The 14,406-nt window shown below is 40.4% G+C and carries 15 protein-coding genes and 1 pseudogene; 9 read left to right on the top strand and 7 right to left on the bottom strand.

Translation table 11 applies throughout. From position 1 onward, the window contains the following. Nucleotides 1–45 precede the first annotated feature (45 nt). Together ACM0OW_RS02095 and ACM0OW_RS02090 are read right to left on the bottom strand one after the other, a co-directional pair. On the bottom strand, nt 46–1,386 hold the full coding sequence (locus tag ACM0OW_RS02095) for a DUF2254 domain-containing protein (protein ID WP_414548364.1): 1,341 nt from the start codon (nt 1,384–1,386) through the stop codon (nt 46–48). Next, nucleotides 1,383–2,390: a mechanosensitive ion channel family protein gene (locus ACM0OW_RS02090; RefSeq protein ID WP_414548363.1), complete on the bottom strand. Its 1,008-nt coding sequence runs from the start codon at nt 2,388–2,390 to the stop codon at nt 1,383–1,385. The genes ACM0OW_RS02095 and ACM0OW_RS02090 overlap by 4 nt, the downstream gene beginning before the upstream one ends. Nucleotides 2,391–2,992: 602 nt before the next feature. Here ACM0OW_RS02090 and ACM0OW_RS02085 point away from each other — a divergent pair. From ACM0OW_RS02085 to ACM0OW_RS02065, 5 genes are all read left to right on the top strand, one after another. Then, nucleotides 2,993–4,033 (top strand): CobW family GTP-binding protein, encoded by a 1,041-nt coding sequence (locus ACM0OW_RS02085; protein WP_414548362.1) that lies wholly within the window; start codon nt 2,993–2,995, stop codon nt 4,031–4,033. 117 nt (nt 4,034–4,150) lie between these two features. Further along, nucleotides 4,151–4,801, top strand: coding sequence for a GTP cyclohydrolase I FolE (gene folE / locus ACM0OW_RS02080; RefSeq protein ID WP_414548361.1), 651 nt, complete (start codon nt 4,151–4,153; stop codon nt 4,799–4,801). A gap of 201 nt (nt 4,802–5,002) precedes the next feature. Next, complete coding sequence (locus ACM0OW_RS02075; protein WP_414548360.1) at nt 5,003–5,254, top strand: phosphoribosyl-AMP cyclohydrolase; 252 nt, start codon at nt 5,003–5,005, stop codon at nt 5,252–5,254. 98 nt (nt 5,255–5,352) lie between these two features. After that, the gene (locus ACM0OW_RS02070; RefSeq protein WP_414548359.1) at nt 5,353–5,559 is read left to right on the top strand and encodes a hypothetical protein; all 207 of its coding nucleotides are present in this window, start codon (nt 5,353–5,355) and stop codon (nt 5,557–5,559) included. A 72-nt stretch (nt 5,560–5,631) separates the two neighbouring features. Next, nucleotides 5,632–5,991: a hypothetical protein gene (locus ACM0OW_RS02065; protein ID WP_414548358.1), complete on the top strand. Its 360-nt coding sequence runs from the start codon at nt 5,632–5,634 to the stop codon at nt 5,989–5,991. Nucleotides 5,992–6,151: 160 nt separating this feature from the next. Here the strand turns inward: ACM0OW_RS02065 and ACM0OW_RS02060 are convergent, their stop codons facing one another. Next, nucleotides 6,152–6,724 (bottom strand): pentapeptide repeat-containing protein, encoded by a 573-nt coding sequence (locus ACM0OW_RS02060; protein WP_414548357.1) that lies wholly within the window; start codon nt 6,722–6,724, stop codon nt 6,152–6,154. Between the two features lie 178 nt (nt 6,725–6,902). Between ACM0OW_RS02060 and ACM0OW_RS02055 the strand changes: the two genes are divergently transcribed. Beyond that, nucleotides 6,903–7,523 carry a hypothetical protein gene (locus tag ACM0OW_RS02055; protein ID WP_414548356.1) on the top strand — a complete coding sequence of 207 codons (621 nt, stop codon included), beginning with the start codon at nt 6,903–6,905 and terminating at the stop codon, nt 7,521–7,523. A gap of 59 nt (nt 7,524–7,582) precedes the next feature. Here the strand turns inward: ACM0OW_RS02055 and ACM0OW_RS02050 are convergent, their stop codons facing one another. Beyond that, a complete protein-coding gene (locus ACM0OW_RS02050; protein ID WP_414548355.1) occupies nt 7,583–8,974 on the bottom strand; it encodes a 1-acyl-sn-glycerol-3-phosphate acyltransferase in 1,392 nt (463 codons plus the stop codon). 80 nt (nt 8,975–9,054) lie between these two features. On the opposite strand from ACM0OW_RS02050, the gene ACM0OW_RS02045 reads away from it, so the two are divergent. Further along, nucleotides 9,055–10,863, top strand: coding sequence for a proline--tRNA ligase (locus ACM0OW_RS02045; protein WP_414548354.1), 1,809 nt, complete (start codon nt 9,055–9,057; stop codon nt 10,861–10,863). A 102-nt stretch (nt 10,864–10,965) separates the two neighbouring features. Then, on the top strand, nt 10,966–11,301 hold the full coding sequence (locus tag ACM0OW_RS02040) for a XisI protein (protein ID WP_414548353.1): 336 nt from the start codon (nt 10,966–10,968) through the stop codon (nt 11,299–11,301). 58 nt (nt 11,302–11,359) lie between these two features. On the opposite strand, the gene ACM0OW_RS02035 is transcribed toward ACM0OW_RS02040, so the two are convergent. After that, nucleotides 11,360–12,397 (bottom strand): hypothetical protein, encoded by a 1,038-nt coding sequence (locus ACM0OW_RS02035; protein WP_414548352.1) that lies wholly within the window; start codon nt 12,395–12,397, stop codon nt 11,360–11,362. Between the two features lie 576 nt (nt 12,398–12,973). Between ACM0OW_RS02035 and ACM0OW_RS02030 the strand changes: the two genes are divergently transcribed. Continuing rightward, nucleotides 12,974–13,579: a GerMN domain-containing protein gene (locus ACM0OW_RS02030; protein ID WP_414548351.1), complete on the top strand. Its 606-nt coding sequence runs from the start codon at nt 12,974–12,976 to the stop codon at nt 13,577–13,579. 74 nt (nt 13,580–13,653) lie between these two features. On the opposite strand, the pseudogene ACM0OW_RS02025 reads toward ACM0OW_RS02030, so the two are convergent. Further along, nucleotides 13,654–13,848, bottom strand: a pseudogene (locus ACM0OW_RS02025) (transcriptional regulator); the annotation flags it as partial. A 67-nt stretch (nt 13,849–13,915) separates the two neighbouring features. Beyond that, a complete protein-coding gene (gene accB, locus ACM0OW_RS02020; RefSeq protein ID WP_414548350.1) occupies nt 13,916–14,395 on the bottom strand; it encodes an acetyl-CoA carboxylase biotin carboxyl carrier protein in 480 nt (159 codons plus the stop codon). Nucleotides 14,396–14,406 lie beyond the last annotated feature (11 nt).

The following is a 14,406-nucleotide window of genomic DNA, read 5'->3' as shown; positions in this document are numbered from 1 at the left end:
AAACAAATATATCCCCCGAATCAAATTCGGGGGTTAGTAGCTTCATCACCGCAACATTTCTATTTTATGGTTTTGCTCCAAGGCTTGGATAACGCTGTGATATTTATCCTGGACATCCTGGCGGTCTTGTGATTCTGGCAACCCTTCATGGCTACCCCGCTCGATCATGTCAGCATGACGCTTGAGAACTTGGTGATATTGGGGATTGTGGGTGTAAGTGGCAATTAACGCGATCGCTTTGAGTAAATGAATCGTCACAGCTGCATCAGACCTGCTGTACTGCCGAATTTGGTTAAAAGCTTGATCGACTATGCCCTCAAAGGTTACTGGTTTGACAATCACCCGCAATTGGTTGTGATCATCGTAGCGGTAGGGTGAGGGAAACTGTCTTTGTACTAGATGGCACAGTGCAGCACTCAGACGGTCAATACACCGAATCGCAGTGAAAGGATCGTTAATTCCAGGAGAAATAGCCCGCAGAGCAATTTCTACTAACTGTTGCAGAGGAAACTCCACATCCTGCTGTTCAGTACGTTCCCTTCCTAAAATAAATGTTTTTTGTAGTCTATGGTTAAGTTTGCGATTGACTCGTTCACCAGGCCAGACCATTACCAGTTCACTGCCCTTAATCACAAACTTTCCTGGTCGAGACTTAACGTGGATCAGGAGATTATATTTACAAGCAATTTCCATGAGTTTTTGATTATTAATGGCTTGTAAATAACCATTACTATTGGCTTTAATTGGGTAAGCCTGTAACTCAAAATCGGGGGGAATTTCTCCTAGATGTAGTTGATCGGTTGGTGGATTAACGCCGATTTTTTCGGGAAATAGCCGATCAATAGCTTTGTCTAAATCTTCACTAACACTTTTAATAACTTGTGATGCTTGAATAATGGTTGATGCGTGATGAATGAAGTAAATGAGGACGGCAATGCTGAGAATCGCTAGCACGATCGCGACGGTGACTGAAAGATGGGGAATAAACAAGTTATAGCCCATGCCATAAATAGCACGCAGCACCAGCAAGGAATAAATAAACGTGGCAATGAATGTACCCAGGACAATTTGATTGCCTGTATCGCGCATAAAGTTACGCAGCAACCTGGGTCCGAAATTGGCAGAAGCTAGTTGCAGGGCGACAATTGTAATGGAAAAGGCTGTCGCCGCAACACTCACCATTGAACCTGCGATCGCAGATAGTACTTCTCTAGCCCCATCGGGGCCACCTGTGTAGATCCAATCCCAATCATCAAAACCAATTGTGCGGTCAAGGCTCAACGTTGTAAATGCCAAAATTACTGCACTGAGTGCCAGGATTCCTGGCAAAAACCAGTAGCTAGTATGAAGTGCATCCCATAGCTTGGATAACTTGACATTATTCATGATTTATGATCTGTTTCGTGAGCATCTACCTTGCCATTACGGTCTTGCAATTGGGCTAATCTTTGGAGTGAACCGCCAATGCTACGTGTTTTAGGGACTTTGTTTTTACCAGATGGCCAACCTTCTCGTTGACGAGTGCGATCGCCATCTGTTTCTTCGGTTTGGTCATGGAATAAAATTTGTCTGGTAGGATATGGTAAATCAATGCCATTTTCCACATAGAGCTTTTGCTTAATTGCAGAGATGACTTGATCCCGTGAATCTAAAGCATCTGACCATCGGGGTGGTTGAATCCACCATCGCGCCCGGATATTAACACTATTGTCCGCAAGTTCCATCACCAGAACATCAGGCGGCGGGTCTTTTAACACAACATCTACACTATGCATAGCTTCCAGCATTAACTGCTTTGTCCAGTCCAGGTCATCGCCGTAGCCAACGCCGACATCATATTCTAAGCGCCGATTCTCAAAGGCGGTATTCACAGTTACCGAATTGGTGAATAGTTCGGAGTTGGGAATCACAATCCGCCGACCATCGTAAGTTCTAATAGTAGTAGCCCGTGTTTCAATATTTTCTACCGTACCTTCAAAGTTCTTAAACACAATTTGGTCATTGATTTGGAACGGTTCTGTTAATAGGATTAAAATTCCCGCTAAAAAGTTTTGTAAAATATCACGAAAAGCAAAACCGATTGCTACCCCACTGATTCCCAGCAATTGCACCAAATCCGATGCTTTGAGAGAGGGAAAGACAATGGATAGAGAAATAAACAAACCCACCAAAACTGTAGTCCCTTGTGCCAACCTCCCCAGCACCATTCCCAAATTGCGCGCATAGGTGCGGTGGCTGGTTAAGCGTTTCACGAGTCGCTTAATTGATCTCCCGAAAATCACAAAGATTGTAAAAACAAACAACCCTAGCACAATATTGGGTAGCAGAATAATGAAATCGTTAGCCATTTTCTGCACCCTGTCCAAAAGTGCCGATATCTCTGCATTCATCCAGATTCCTCACTGTTCAGTCGTTGCCGATGATAGCCAAAACTCAGGTAATTAAATACCTTCCCAGGTCTGGATTTTGGTGTGCTGCAAGAGAGATTTTTGACATACCTCCTCTTCCTGAAAGAGAGAGGATTCCTTAACGCTTCATTGGGTCGATGCTCCCGAAATAGTCTTACCATCCCTCGACGTTCGTTTAAAGTCTCCCAATGCCCTGTAGTTACTGTTAAAACTTACACTAAGTTGGCTAGGCGATCGCTTAAGGATGCAGATTTGTGAGGATTTGGTGTCAAGCAGAGGCGCGGAGGGGAGAGGAAGAGTTAAGGAAAGGTAATTTTGGTAATGGTTTTTTTTTGCGCTAAGATGATAACGATTCTCATTGCTTGCAGGAGGCGATCGCTTCTAAGGAGTTAATTTAGAATTTCTCTTTGTTTGAAGAAGAGGAACGTTCGCGTAGCGTCTCCCCTTGGAAGAAGGAAAGAGGGTTTTAAAGGGTTTTTTAGTTAGGGTGTTATGTGTTTTGTTTGGCGATTTTGCGGGTTTTTATTATGAAAGTTTTTTTTGTAAAAAACCCACACATTTAAAATTGTACTAGAGGATGTAATATGACTACTCTCACACCATCACAAATCGAAATCATCCCAGAGATTCCTAAAAGAGGAATGCCAGTAACTCTAATTACTGGGTTTTTAGGAAGTGGGAAAACTACTCTTCTCAATCAAATACTCAAAAATAAAGAAAATTTAAAGGTTGCTGTTTTAGTCAATGAATTTGGCGATATTAATATAGATAGCCAATTGCTGGTTTCTGTAGATCAAGACATGATGGAACTCAGCAATGGTTGTATTTGTTGTACTATCAATGATGGTTTAGTTGATGCCGTTTATCGCATATTAGAAAGAGAAGACTGCATTGATTATCTCGTAATTGAGACTACTGGTGTGGCTGACCCATTACCAATTATCTTAACCTTTTTAGGAACAGAACTCAGAGACTTAACCAATCTTGATTCTATTATTACTTTGGTAGATGTAGAAGCCTTCGATGCGGAACATTTTCAAAGTGAATCGGCTTTAAAACAAATCACTTATGGAGATATAATTCTCCTGAATAAAGTTGACCTTGCTACTCCAGAAAAAATCAAAGAAGTTGAAACTTACATCCAGGAGGTGAAAGTGGGTGCGAAGATTCTGCCCACTCAATATGGAGAAGTTCCTTTACCATTGATTTTGGACACGCAGCTAACACCCCAGCAAGAGTATATCTCTATTGCCGAGGCGGATGCCCACAAGGAGCATGATCATGATCATGAACACCATCACAACGAACACGAACATCATCACCATCACTCTGATCACTTAGATAATGATGGCTTTATCTCTATTTCCTTCCAAAGCGATCGCCCTTTTGATGTCCACAAGTTTGAAACCTTCCTGACTGAAGAAATGCCAGCCGGAGTATTTCGTGCAAAAGGCATACTTTGGTTTAATGACAGTGATCTACGTCATATCTTTCAACTTAGTGGACCCCGTTATAATTTACACGCCGATGAATGGTGTTCTCAACCAAAAAATCAGCTAGTTTTTATTGGCAGAAACTTAAAAACCAGTGAAATTCAGACTCATTTGCATAAATGTTTGGTATGATGAGAACGTGTAAAGTTATGTTACACTCATTCATTAGTCGGAGGTAGTTAGAGGTGAGTAGCAACCTAAATCTAACAACTGACTAATTCATCAAAACATTCCTACAAAACTCAAAAAATGACTTTATCGATTCGTCCCGATCTAACTTCTGCCGATCAGGTACTATCGTCTTTAACTGCTCAAAAGCAGCCAAAAGTAACAGAAGCAGAAATGATGCAGGCTGTGCGGACTCTGTTGATTGGATTAGGAGAAGATCCAGACCGCGAAGGACTCAAAGACACTCCCAAAAGAGTCATGAAGGCCTTGCAGTTTCTCACAAAGGGATACACTGAATCTTTGGATGAACTGTTAAATGGAGCAGTTTTTACAGAAGATGCTAATGAAATGGTGTTGGTTCGGGACATCGATATTTTCAGTTCCTGTGAGCATCATATCCTGCCAATTATTGGCCGCGCTCATGTCGCCTACATTCCTAACGGTAAAGTCATCGGTTTATCTAAAATCGCCCGCATTTGTGAAATGTATGGACGACGCTTACAAGTCCAAGAACGTCTCACCACCCAAATTGCTGACGCATTACAAGGTTTACTCAAACCCCAAGGTGTAGCAGTAGTTGTGGAAGCAACCCATATGTGTATGGTCATGCGCGGTGTGCAAAAACCAGGTTCTTGGACTGTTAGTAGTGCCATGCGTGGAGTTTTTGCCGAAGATTCTAAAACTCGCGACGAATTTATGAATTTGATCCGCCACAATGCTAACTTTCATTAAATCGTTGTCATAGAGCTAAATCTATCTAGCTCATAATTTAGGTGTAGAGATGGGAAAATTCTTGTCTCTACTTTAATAAATAAACTAGAAATTACAAATTAACTATAAGTCATAAAATATACTAAAATTTCCTAGTGTTGCATGAGTGTGAACTAAATTGATCAAAAGCTCTAATCTTAAAATTAAGGTAGAAGCGAAATTATGATTTCAGAATTACAGTTTAATAATCCAGGTTTGATTCCCGCGATCGCACAAGACTATAAAGATGGCACAGTATTAATGATGGCATGGATGAATCAGCAATCCATCGAACAAACCCTAGCCACCGGTGAAGCCCATTACTGGAGTCGTTCCCGTTCCGAATTGTGGCACAAAGGCGCAACATCTGGACACATACAAAAAGTCAAAGAATTATTTTACGACGGCGACGGCGACACAATCTTGATTAACTGATAACTGATAAAAGTAATTTATTGACTCACGAAGGCAAAACAGACAGTCCCCCAGCACAAATTCAGCAGTAATGGCGAACGCTGGTTAATTTAGCTCAAGTGTTAGGGCTGGAAGCGCAACCAGAAGCCCCCAGTGTCAAACCTAGCGGGTTAACTGAAGAGGAAATGGAAACTTTGATTCAGCAGCGACAAGCCGCCCGCAAAGCTAAGAATTTCACCGAAAGCGATCGCATCCGCCATGAATTACAGGAACTCGGCATTACTTTAATAGATCAATTAGATGGTACAACTCGTTGGCATTCCTGATTGACATTTACTTGAATCGTAAGATGTAATCGGATAATCTGGGCAATTAGGATTGTTTTAAAAGGAAACCTCATGAACAAAAAAACTATACTTAGTTTGCTTTCGACTCCCATGCTAGTTAGTTCTATTCTTTCTATGGGAGTAATGGCTAACCAAGCACAAGCGGCTGAAACAGAAGCAAACGATACAGATAAATTAACCTGTGTCCAGAATGAACATATATGGAAGCCAGTCTGTGCTAGAGCTTCGGTCTTAGCTCAAATTCCTGAAGTTGAAGCTGGCGGAATCGAGTTTACTGGTGAAAATGTAGATACTTTACTAGCCTTTAATATTGAAGAAAGTGACATGGCTGTAAATTTATTTAATTGTGACTGTCCACAGTGTATAAATGCTTTGCGTAAGATGCGCGGTGTAGCACCTTTAGTTTATTAGAATTTCTGAGTAGGGATACAATAGCTGTTGTGTCCCTACTATCTTTCTTTGTATTAAAGCAACTGGATTTATACTCAGCACTCAGTGTTCGGGCGGGTTTACTAAGAATTTCAACGAACCACAGACTGACTGCTTTAACCCGCCCCTACCCACTCCGCACTCAACACTCCCTACTCAGTACTTTGCTATAACTACCAGCCCAAGTTACCCATTTATGAGATATTCCTATATGCAATACTTCTGGAGTTTTGTCTGGTTCATTGATGATTGTTCCTGTTAAGTCTGCGCCACTGAGTTCTGCTTCATTGATATTGCAAGCAATTAAATTAGCCTGTCTGAGATTAGCGTTTCTTAAATTCGCCCCACTCATTTCCGCTTCACTGAGGTTTGCATCTACCAGATTAGCAATTTCTAAATTTGCACTCCGCAAATCTGCACGACTCAAGTTAGTTTTCGCTAGGTTGACTCGAATTAGGTCAGCACCAATTAAGTTGACCTCACTCAAGTTTGCATCTTTCAAGTTTGCCCCACTCAGGTCAGCATCAGTCAAATTTGCCCGACTCAAGTTACATCCACTCAAATCCGCTTGGCTGAGGTTAGCACCACTTAAATCAGCTTCAGTAAAGTCAGCACCACTCAAGTTAACAGCACAAAGATTGATTTGATGTAAATTGGCTCGATTAAATGTGCGTTCTCCTGCTGCATAAAGATTCAGGATTTTGTTAGCATCCATATTGTCACCTCGCAACGTTTACAGGTCAGCAAGTTGATTTATAAGTTTTGCACTCTATCCAAACCACACCAAAGACAATTTTTTGGATTTACCAGCAACCGAGATTTTTAGAAAACTTGTTCTTCTATTGTGCTATAATCTCAAGCTATTTAAAAAATACTTCATAGAAATATACTAAATGGCTGATTTCATATCTACCCTATCTCAAGGCGTGGCTGCATATCGCGGACAAGGGGGCGCACTTCCTACTGCTGAAATACTTGTAAATGCTTTATTACAAGCTGAAAAAGCAGCTAAACAGCAAAGGCTGAGTTATCCCTTTGCATCGTTGCTGGGGACATGGCAACTTTGCTTTGCTACTGGCACAAAAAAGGCTCGCAAACGAGGTGGAATTATTTTAGGAAAGGGTTTCTATGTGCCAAAATTTGTCGCCGTCCAGATTTCTTTTAGTGCTACTTTAGACCAGGACTCAACCAAAGGCGAAATTGGTAATCAGGTGCAATTAGGGCCTGTGTTGTTGCAGCTTACGGGGCCAGCACAATATTTAGGGAAGAAAAATTTATTGGCGTTTGACTTTAACTATCTGCTTTTGTATCTGTTTGGTCGTATGGTTTACAACAAGCAGATACGCTCTAGTCAGGCTCAAACAGAGGATTTCTACGACAAGTCCATCGCTAAATTACCTTTTTTTGCTTTCTTTCTAGTGACTGAAGATTTTATTGCAGCTCGTGGTCGTGGCGGTGGGTTAGCGCTTTGGATTCGTCAGCAAGAAGCTGAAAAAACCTTGTCGGTGGGATAAATACAAAATTTGCCTACTAAAAAGATTTTGGGGAGGACTTTAGTCCTCACTACTAAAATTTAGATTAAGTTTTCCATTGTGTGCTGTAAATCATTAGTTAACTCAGCGACGGCTTTCCTAGCCTCCAAACGATTTTCTTGATATGCTGGGTAACGATCTGATACTGATATCGGCTCACCAATGGTAATTTTTACTCGTTGTTGACCCAATTGTGGCATTTGGCTAATTTTATGACCTTTAATGCGCGCAATCATCTTCCACAAAATTAGAGTTGTTTCAGCAAACCTTTCTGCTGTGGGTTTTTCTCTGATATAATTACCGGAAACTGCGACAAAGCTTTCTACTAATCTCATGTGCCACATTCGGGAATTGGCTTCGTCCGCGACGCGATCGCCTAATGCTTTCTCTACAGGTGATAATGCTTTGATATCCTTAAACTCTTCTCTAAATATATAATTCCAACCAGCTTGTTCTACCCGCCGACAGCGATCGCTTAACTGTCCTTTGGATAGTAAGTTAAAATATTCCTCGGATATGCGTAAAGCTGTATCTAATAAGGCTTGCAACCGGATGACTAAAGCAGCATTGCGGTCAGTTGTTTCGGCGGCTACAGTTTTAGCATCCGGCAAATTTTGATGATAAAATCGGTTATAAAAGTCTTCCATCAACGAAAGTAAGTGTTCTGCTAAGGTCAACAACCGGGGATAAAGTGACTCCAGACAGCTCACCTGATTTTGCTGTCCCGAATGTACCACCAACCCACTAGCCGCTTCTAATTCGCTTAATAGATTGGCGATCGCACTCCAAGGAGCAGCCACATAATCATATTTAATTCCAACTGGTACAATTAAAACTTGTTCCGAGCGTTCCTGCTTGTGCAAATCTTCCGCACACCAAAAGCCTAATTGGGCGATACCGGGTTCCAAAGGGCTGATAAATTCTGACAAACCATTAGTAGCACCTTCTGGCGCAGCAGCCATCGGAAATTGACCGTTAGCAAACAAATCACGCGCCGAACGTAACCCCGTCCAGTCAGCCTTACCCCGTTGAATGGAAGTCCCACCCAAACGCGAAGCAATCCAACCTGTGTAAGAACCAGCCCAGAGAGGAATGCCGCGATCGTAGATAAAATGAGCATGAATAGGTAAGTGTAGCGCTGTGTTCTGCTTTCGTGCTACTTTTGGCACGAGTTGAGAAAACAAATAGCCCAAACAAAAGGGATCATCTGTTTTAGGATGGCGAAATGCTAACAAAAAGCGGACTTTACCCTCTTGAAACTGGCGATAAAGATCCACCAACACCTCTACATTATCTGCTTCAATTTGGGTAATAGCTGTTTGCCAATTAATCCAACTCGGTAGCAACAGATGAAAGCCTTTGAGAACCAAGGGATTGAAGGCTGGAGGAATAAATTCTAGGGGTGCTTGTGCTTGATAAATTATATCTGACAAGGTAATTTGCTCCTGATTGATGGAAAATTTGAGACTTAACCAATTTTAAAGATTACTAATTCTGGAAAGGGAAAATAACGATGCGACTGTCACAAATGTTATTCGTCACACTCAGGGATGATCCGGCTGATGCGGAGATTCCCAGCCATAAACTCTTACTCCGTGCGGGTTACATTCGTCGTATCGGTAGCGGTATTTATGCTTACCTGCCTTTGATGTGGCGGGTATTACAAAAAGTTTCCCAAATTGTGCGCGAAGAAATGAACGCTACAGGCGCACAAGAATGTCTTCTACCCCAATTACAACCGGCTGAATTGTGGAAAGAGTCGGGACGCTGGGATACCTACACCAAAGCCGAGGGAATTATGTTTTCCCTCATCGACCGTCGCGAACAACAATTAGGATTAGGACCAACTCATGAGGAAGTAATCACAACTGTTGCTCGTGATATGATTCGCTCTTATCGCCAACTACCGTTACATTTATATCAAATTCAAACCAAATTCCGCGATGAAATTCGCCCCCGTTTTGGCTTGATGCGGGGAAGAGAATTTATTATGAAAGACGGCTATTCTTTCCATGTGGATGAAGTCAGCCTTAAAGAAACCTACCAAGATATGTATCAAGCCTACAGCAATATGTTACGCCGTTCTGGTTTAGCATTCCGGGCTGTAGAAGCTGATTCTGGCGCTATTGGCGGTTCTGGTTCTACAGAATTTATGGTGTTGGCGGATGCGGGAGAAGATGAAGTTCTCTACACTGAAGATGGCAAATATGCAGCTAACGTAGAAAAAGCTGTTTCTTTAGCAAGTGATGCGGAAACTTCACCGTTTACAAGTTATGAAAAACGGGAAACACCAGGAACAGAAACCATAGAAAAAGTTTGTAATTTTCTCAAATGTTCTCCTACGCAAATTGTTAAAAATGTCCTATATAAGGCAGTTTATGATAATGGCATGACGGTTTTGGTATTGGTGAATATTCGGGGTGATCAAGAAGTTAATCAAGTCAAGTTACAAAATGAATTGACAAAATTAGCTCCTAATTACGGTGCTAAAGCTATTATTGCCTTAGATGTACCCAATGCCGAAACGCAGCAAACATGGGCGGCTAAATCTTTACCTTTAGGTTATATTGCGCCTGATATTCAAGATGAGTATATTACTGCTAATAAACAGTTGCATTCCCAGTTTCTGCGGTTAGTCGATAAAACAGCCGTTGAGTTAAAAAACTTTGTCACAGGTGCAAATGAAGCTGGTTATCACGTTGTTGGGGCTAATTGGGGTGAACAATTTAAACTACCTGCGGCAATAGTAGATATACGCAAAGCTAGACCAGGCGATCGCGCCGTTCATAACCCTGAACAAACCCTACAAACAGCCAGAGGAATTGAAGTCGGTCATATTTTCCAATTGGGGACAAAATACTCCCAAGCCATGAGTGCAACGTATACAAACGAACAAGGTGAAGAAAATCCTCTATTCATGGGTTGCTATGGGGTGGGTGTATCCAGGTTGGCACAATCGGCTGTAGAGCAATCTTATGATAAAGATGGGATTATTTGGCCAGTTGCGATCGCACCTTATCATGCGATTGTGACAATTCCTAACATCAAAGATGCAAAACAACTCGAAATCGCCCAAAAACTTTACAGTGAACTGAACAAAGCAGGTGTAGAAACATTACTTGATGACCGAGACGAACGCGCTGGGGTAAAATTCAAAGATGCCGATTTAATTGGTATACCTTACAGAATAGTTACAGGTCGAGCTATTAACAATCGCAAAGTGGAAATAGTAAAACGCGCCACCCGTGAAACTCAAGAAATAGCCATTGAGGAAGTAGTCAATACACTCCAACAGTGGATTAAAGCAGCGCTAGAAGCATAACAAATATCTTTTGCACACCGACAAAGATCCCCGACTTCTTGAAGAAGTCGGGGATCTGACCCTCTCAGTATTTGCAAATCAGATTAGGATTGCAATATCTCAATGGATAAATTAGAAAAATATCGCAATTATATTGAAAATATCCTCAAAGAATACAGTCAGTATAAACCCTCTTATGGAGACGTAGAACTACAGTTAGTTATTGATAGAGAAAATAACCATTATCAATTAATGACTGTAGGTTGGGATGGTGAAAAGCGCATTCATGGGATTATATTACATATTGATATTAAAAATGGGAAAATTTGGGTGCAACATGATGGAACAGAGAGAGGAATTACTCAAGATTTGTTAGATTTAAGTGTACCCAAACAAGATATTGTTTTAGCCTTTCACTCACCAATGAGAAGAAAGTATACAGATTTTGCCGTCAGTTAAAGTTTTACACTAAAATTACTTAGGCTTAATTACTTGCCAACACCTATGAGTCAATGTCTTAACCCAAATTGTCCATATCAAAATCCATGTTTTCTTTCTTTTCAAATTCAATTTTATATTTATTATAAGAATCATTAAGCTCTGTCAATAAGCTATACTCGTCAAATAGTATTTCGATTCTTTCTAGTATTATATACATCTTTTCAGACTCATAATGGGCATTTCCTATTCTGTCTCCATGCTCATCGAAAATAGACTGCTTATTAATGTGTACTTTCATTTGGCTGTATAAATCTTGGACTATTTTTTTATAAGCATTAAATTTTTTATCATCCTGAAGTATTTCTCTACTAAGAAGCATAATATCTAATTTTATGTTGATAATTAGTTCTTTAATACCTAGACATACATATTTTTTGGATTCTCGATCTTGTTCTTCACGTTGTTCTTCACGTTGTTCTTCACGTTGTTCTTCACGTTGTTCTTCATATAATCGTGGCATTTGATCAAGTAGAGAAATTAAAGCTATATAAGATTTAGAAATTATATCTATATGTTTGCTTGTCAATATCCCAACTTGTTTAAGAGCAGATTCATATATATAATTATTTCTAATTTGATTAACTTGATTATAAATTTTATTCATCTGTAATTTAGTTAAAGCTTCATTTAGATATTTCCGTATTTCTTCTAAATTATGTAAGTGATTTTCCATACTTGCAATAATTATTCTTGTTACCTTCCTTTGTTCCTGATTTTTTTTGAAACTTTCTAAAAATCCATTCCCAATGAAAAAGCTTGTAGTTGTAGCAATGATTAGTAATATTTTGTCAATAATTTTGTCATTGATTAAATTATTACTATCTACTATAGAAATATGTAGTATATTATCCAAAAGATATTTAGAGAAAGAGGAGGAAAAAGGAGAAAGCAAAAAAAGTAAAGAAGGTAAAATAGTAGGTTTATTAATAAACCATTTAACTGTTATTTTAAATATGTCAATATTAGAGCTTATTTTGATACTCTGCCAAATTAGCCATAAACCTATAAGACTTGTTAAAAATAAACTCCAAATGACTTCTGATGGTAAATTCATGTTTAGATTTGACCTAAAGAAAAGAAAGTAGCATTCCTAAGTTATGGCATGAGAAGATAGAAGTATAAAATTATGTAAATATTTTCCGGATAATTTCAGGAAACTGCCATTGCAAAGTTGATTAATATATTAAAGGAGCAGATTACATAACCCAGTAGAAGTACACAGAAGTTTAGATACTTCAACCTTATGGATATTTAATTTCATCAATAGAGAGGATGCGTGGTCTAAAATCTTGGCTTATAGTCCCTGTTAGTATCCGTATTTCCAGAAACGATTATATTTACATTAAGGTTCAGGTGACGGACGAGAACTGTCAACCTAAAATTAAAGATGAAATAAAGTTACTATGGGTGCAGGATGACAAGTTGCTGCAATAGCCTCACCAAAAGGATTCCTACATTTTAAATTCCCAATTGGTATTGAAACAGGCAGAATATCAACTCAGCACAATTTTCATCTATAAAGGCATCTTGAGATTTTAAGAAACTCCCCACGCATCAATATCGTCTTTAAGCAGGCTGCTCCTCTGAACCACACTATCTCAGTCCTCAGTCAAGAAGGTTTTAAATAAATATGAACGACCAACAAGGAACTAAGCGTATTTCTTCAGGTGTAATTGCAGCCGTCTCAGCAGCAGTTGTAGCAGTAGGTGGTGGTGTAGCTTGGCTGACTTCTAACCAGTCTCCTACACCAACTAACCCATCTCAAACCATCACACAGCCTACTCCGCCAGCAATTACCCAGCCAGCACAAGAGCAAACACCTAATGTTTATTGGCTGCAACCAAAAGGACAAAGTGTTGATTTGGTTCCCCAGCCCGTTAAAATAGCAGCTACACAACCCAATCAAGTTTTAGAAAGTGCTTTCCAAGCTTTATTAGAAGGGCCAACAGAAGGAACAGATTCAACAACTATCCCCCAAGGAACTAAGTTGCTGGGGTTGAAGATGGAAAAGGATGAGGTTCACGTTAATTTATCTGACGATTTTACTACCGGTGGCGGTACTACCTCAATGATTGGTCGTGTTGGACAAGTGGTTTATACTGCGACAACACTAGATCCAAAGGCTAAAGTATACATTGAGGTCAACGGCGAACAGTTGGATATTTTAGGTGGCGAGGGTGTGGAGTTGGACCAGCCATTGACTCGTGAAAGTTTTGAGCAAAACTATCAGCTTTAGTACAGTTAACAGTTATCAGCTATCAGTTATCAGTCTAGGTACTGGTTACTGTTCACTGATAACTGACAACTGACTCAGCTTTTGCCGTTCAGCACACGAAAGGTGCGATCTGGTTTTTCTAGCCTGGTAGCCGGGCGATCATCGCACACCTGATGATACAATTCAGAAATCATTTGATCTTTTACCTGGTAGTAAGCGCAAGTCCCTTCACTGCGGCGGCTAAGGATTCCAGCTTGCCACATTACCTTCAGGTTTTTGGAAACATCTGCTACTTATATGCACACTTGAGAATATTTGTCTACCTTAGACGAGATATTCAGTCAAACTTTTCGATACTTAATCAGGGTTAATTCTCATCAAAGCCTGGCCATATTCGACGGGTTCGCCATTTTGCAGGAGAATTTCCATGACCTGGCCTGATACCTCAGCCTCAATTTCATTCATCAGCTTCATAGCTTCAATGATACAAACTGTTTGACCAACACGGACGCGATCGCCTACTTTCACAAAAGGTGCTTCACCTGGTGCAGGAGCGCTATAATACGTCCCTACCATCGGCGAAGGCACTTCTACTAACCTCTTATCAATGCTTGAAGGGGGATTTGCTGACAACTGCACACTAGAAGTAGTGACGGCACTCTCTAAAACGCGACTTGTTCCCACCTCCATGATTTGATTTGGAGGTGCGCTCACTTGATCACGACTCGATTTACGTACCGTGAGTTCAAAGTCATCGCTTTTGAGCGTTACTTCTGCAATGTCTGTTTGGGCGATAGTTGCCAGCAGTTGGCGGATTTCATTAAATTCCAATGGCACAGTTTTTATTA

It is taken from the genome of Anabaena sp. CCY 0017 (assembly GCF_963920885.1).
Taxonomy (GTDB): domain Bacteria; phylum Cyanobacteriota; class Cyanobacteriia; order Cyanobacteriales; family Nostocaceae; genus Nodularia.
The sequence above is the reverse complement of the archived record's forward strand: the minus strand, read 5'-3'. Positions and strand labels throughout refer to the sequence as shown.

Coding starts and splice junctions, on each gene's coding strand:
- ACM0OW_RS02055 (WP_414548356.1), top strand. CDS start 6,903: ATGGCTGATTTCATATCTACCCTATCTCAAGGCGTGGCTGCATATCGC.
- ACM0OW_RS02095 (WP_414548364.1), bottom strand. CDS start 1,386: ATGAATAATGTCAAGTTATCCAAGCTATGGGATGCACTTCATACTAGC.
- ACM0OW_RS02065 (WP_414548358.1), top strand. CDS start 5,632: ATGAACAAAAAAACTATACTTAGTTTGCTTTCGACTCCCATGCTAGTT.
- ACM0OW_RS02060 (WP_414548357.1), bottom strand. CDS start 6,724: ATGGATGCTAACAAAATCCTGAATCTTTATGCAGCAGGAGAACGCACA.
- ACM0OW_RS02035 (WP_414548352.1), bottom strand. CDS start 12,397: ATGAATTTACCATCAGAAGTCATTTGGAGTTTATTTTTAACAAGTCTT.
- ACM0OW_RS02030 (WP_414548351.1), top strand. CDS start 12,974: ATGAACGACCAACAAGGAACTAAGCGTATTTCTTCAGGTGTAATTGCA.
- ACM0OW_RS02085 (WP_414548362.1), top strand. CDS start 2,993: ATGACTACTCTCACACCATCACAAATCGAAATCATCCCAGAGATTCCT.
- folE (WP_414548361.1), top strand. CDS start 4,151: ATGACTTTATCGATTCGTCCCGATCTAACTTCTGCCGATCAGGTACTA.
- ACM0OW_RS02075 (WP_414548360.1), top strand. CDS start 5,003: ATGATTTCAGAATTACAGTTTAATAATCCAGGTTTGATTCCCGCGATC.
- ACM0OW_RS02090 (WP_414548363.1), bottom strand. CDS start 2,390: ATGAATGCAGAGATATCGGCACTTTTGGACAGGGTGCAGAAAATGGCT.
- ACM0OW_RS02045 (WP_414548354.1), top strand. CDS start 9,055: ATGCGACTGTCACAAATGTTATTCGTCACACTCAGGGATGATCCGGCT.
- ACM0OW_RS02040 (WP_414548353.1), top strand. CDS start 10,966: ATGGATAAATTAGAAAAATATCGCAATTATATTGAAAATATCCTCAAA.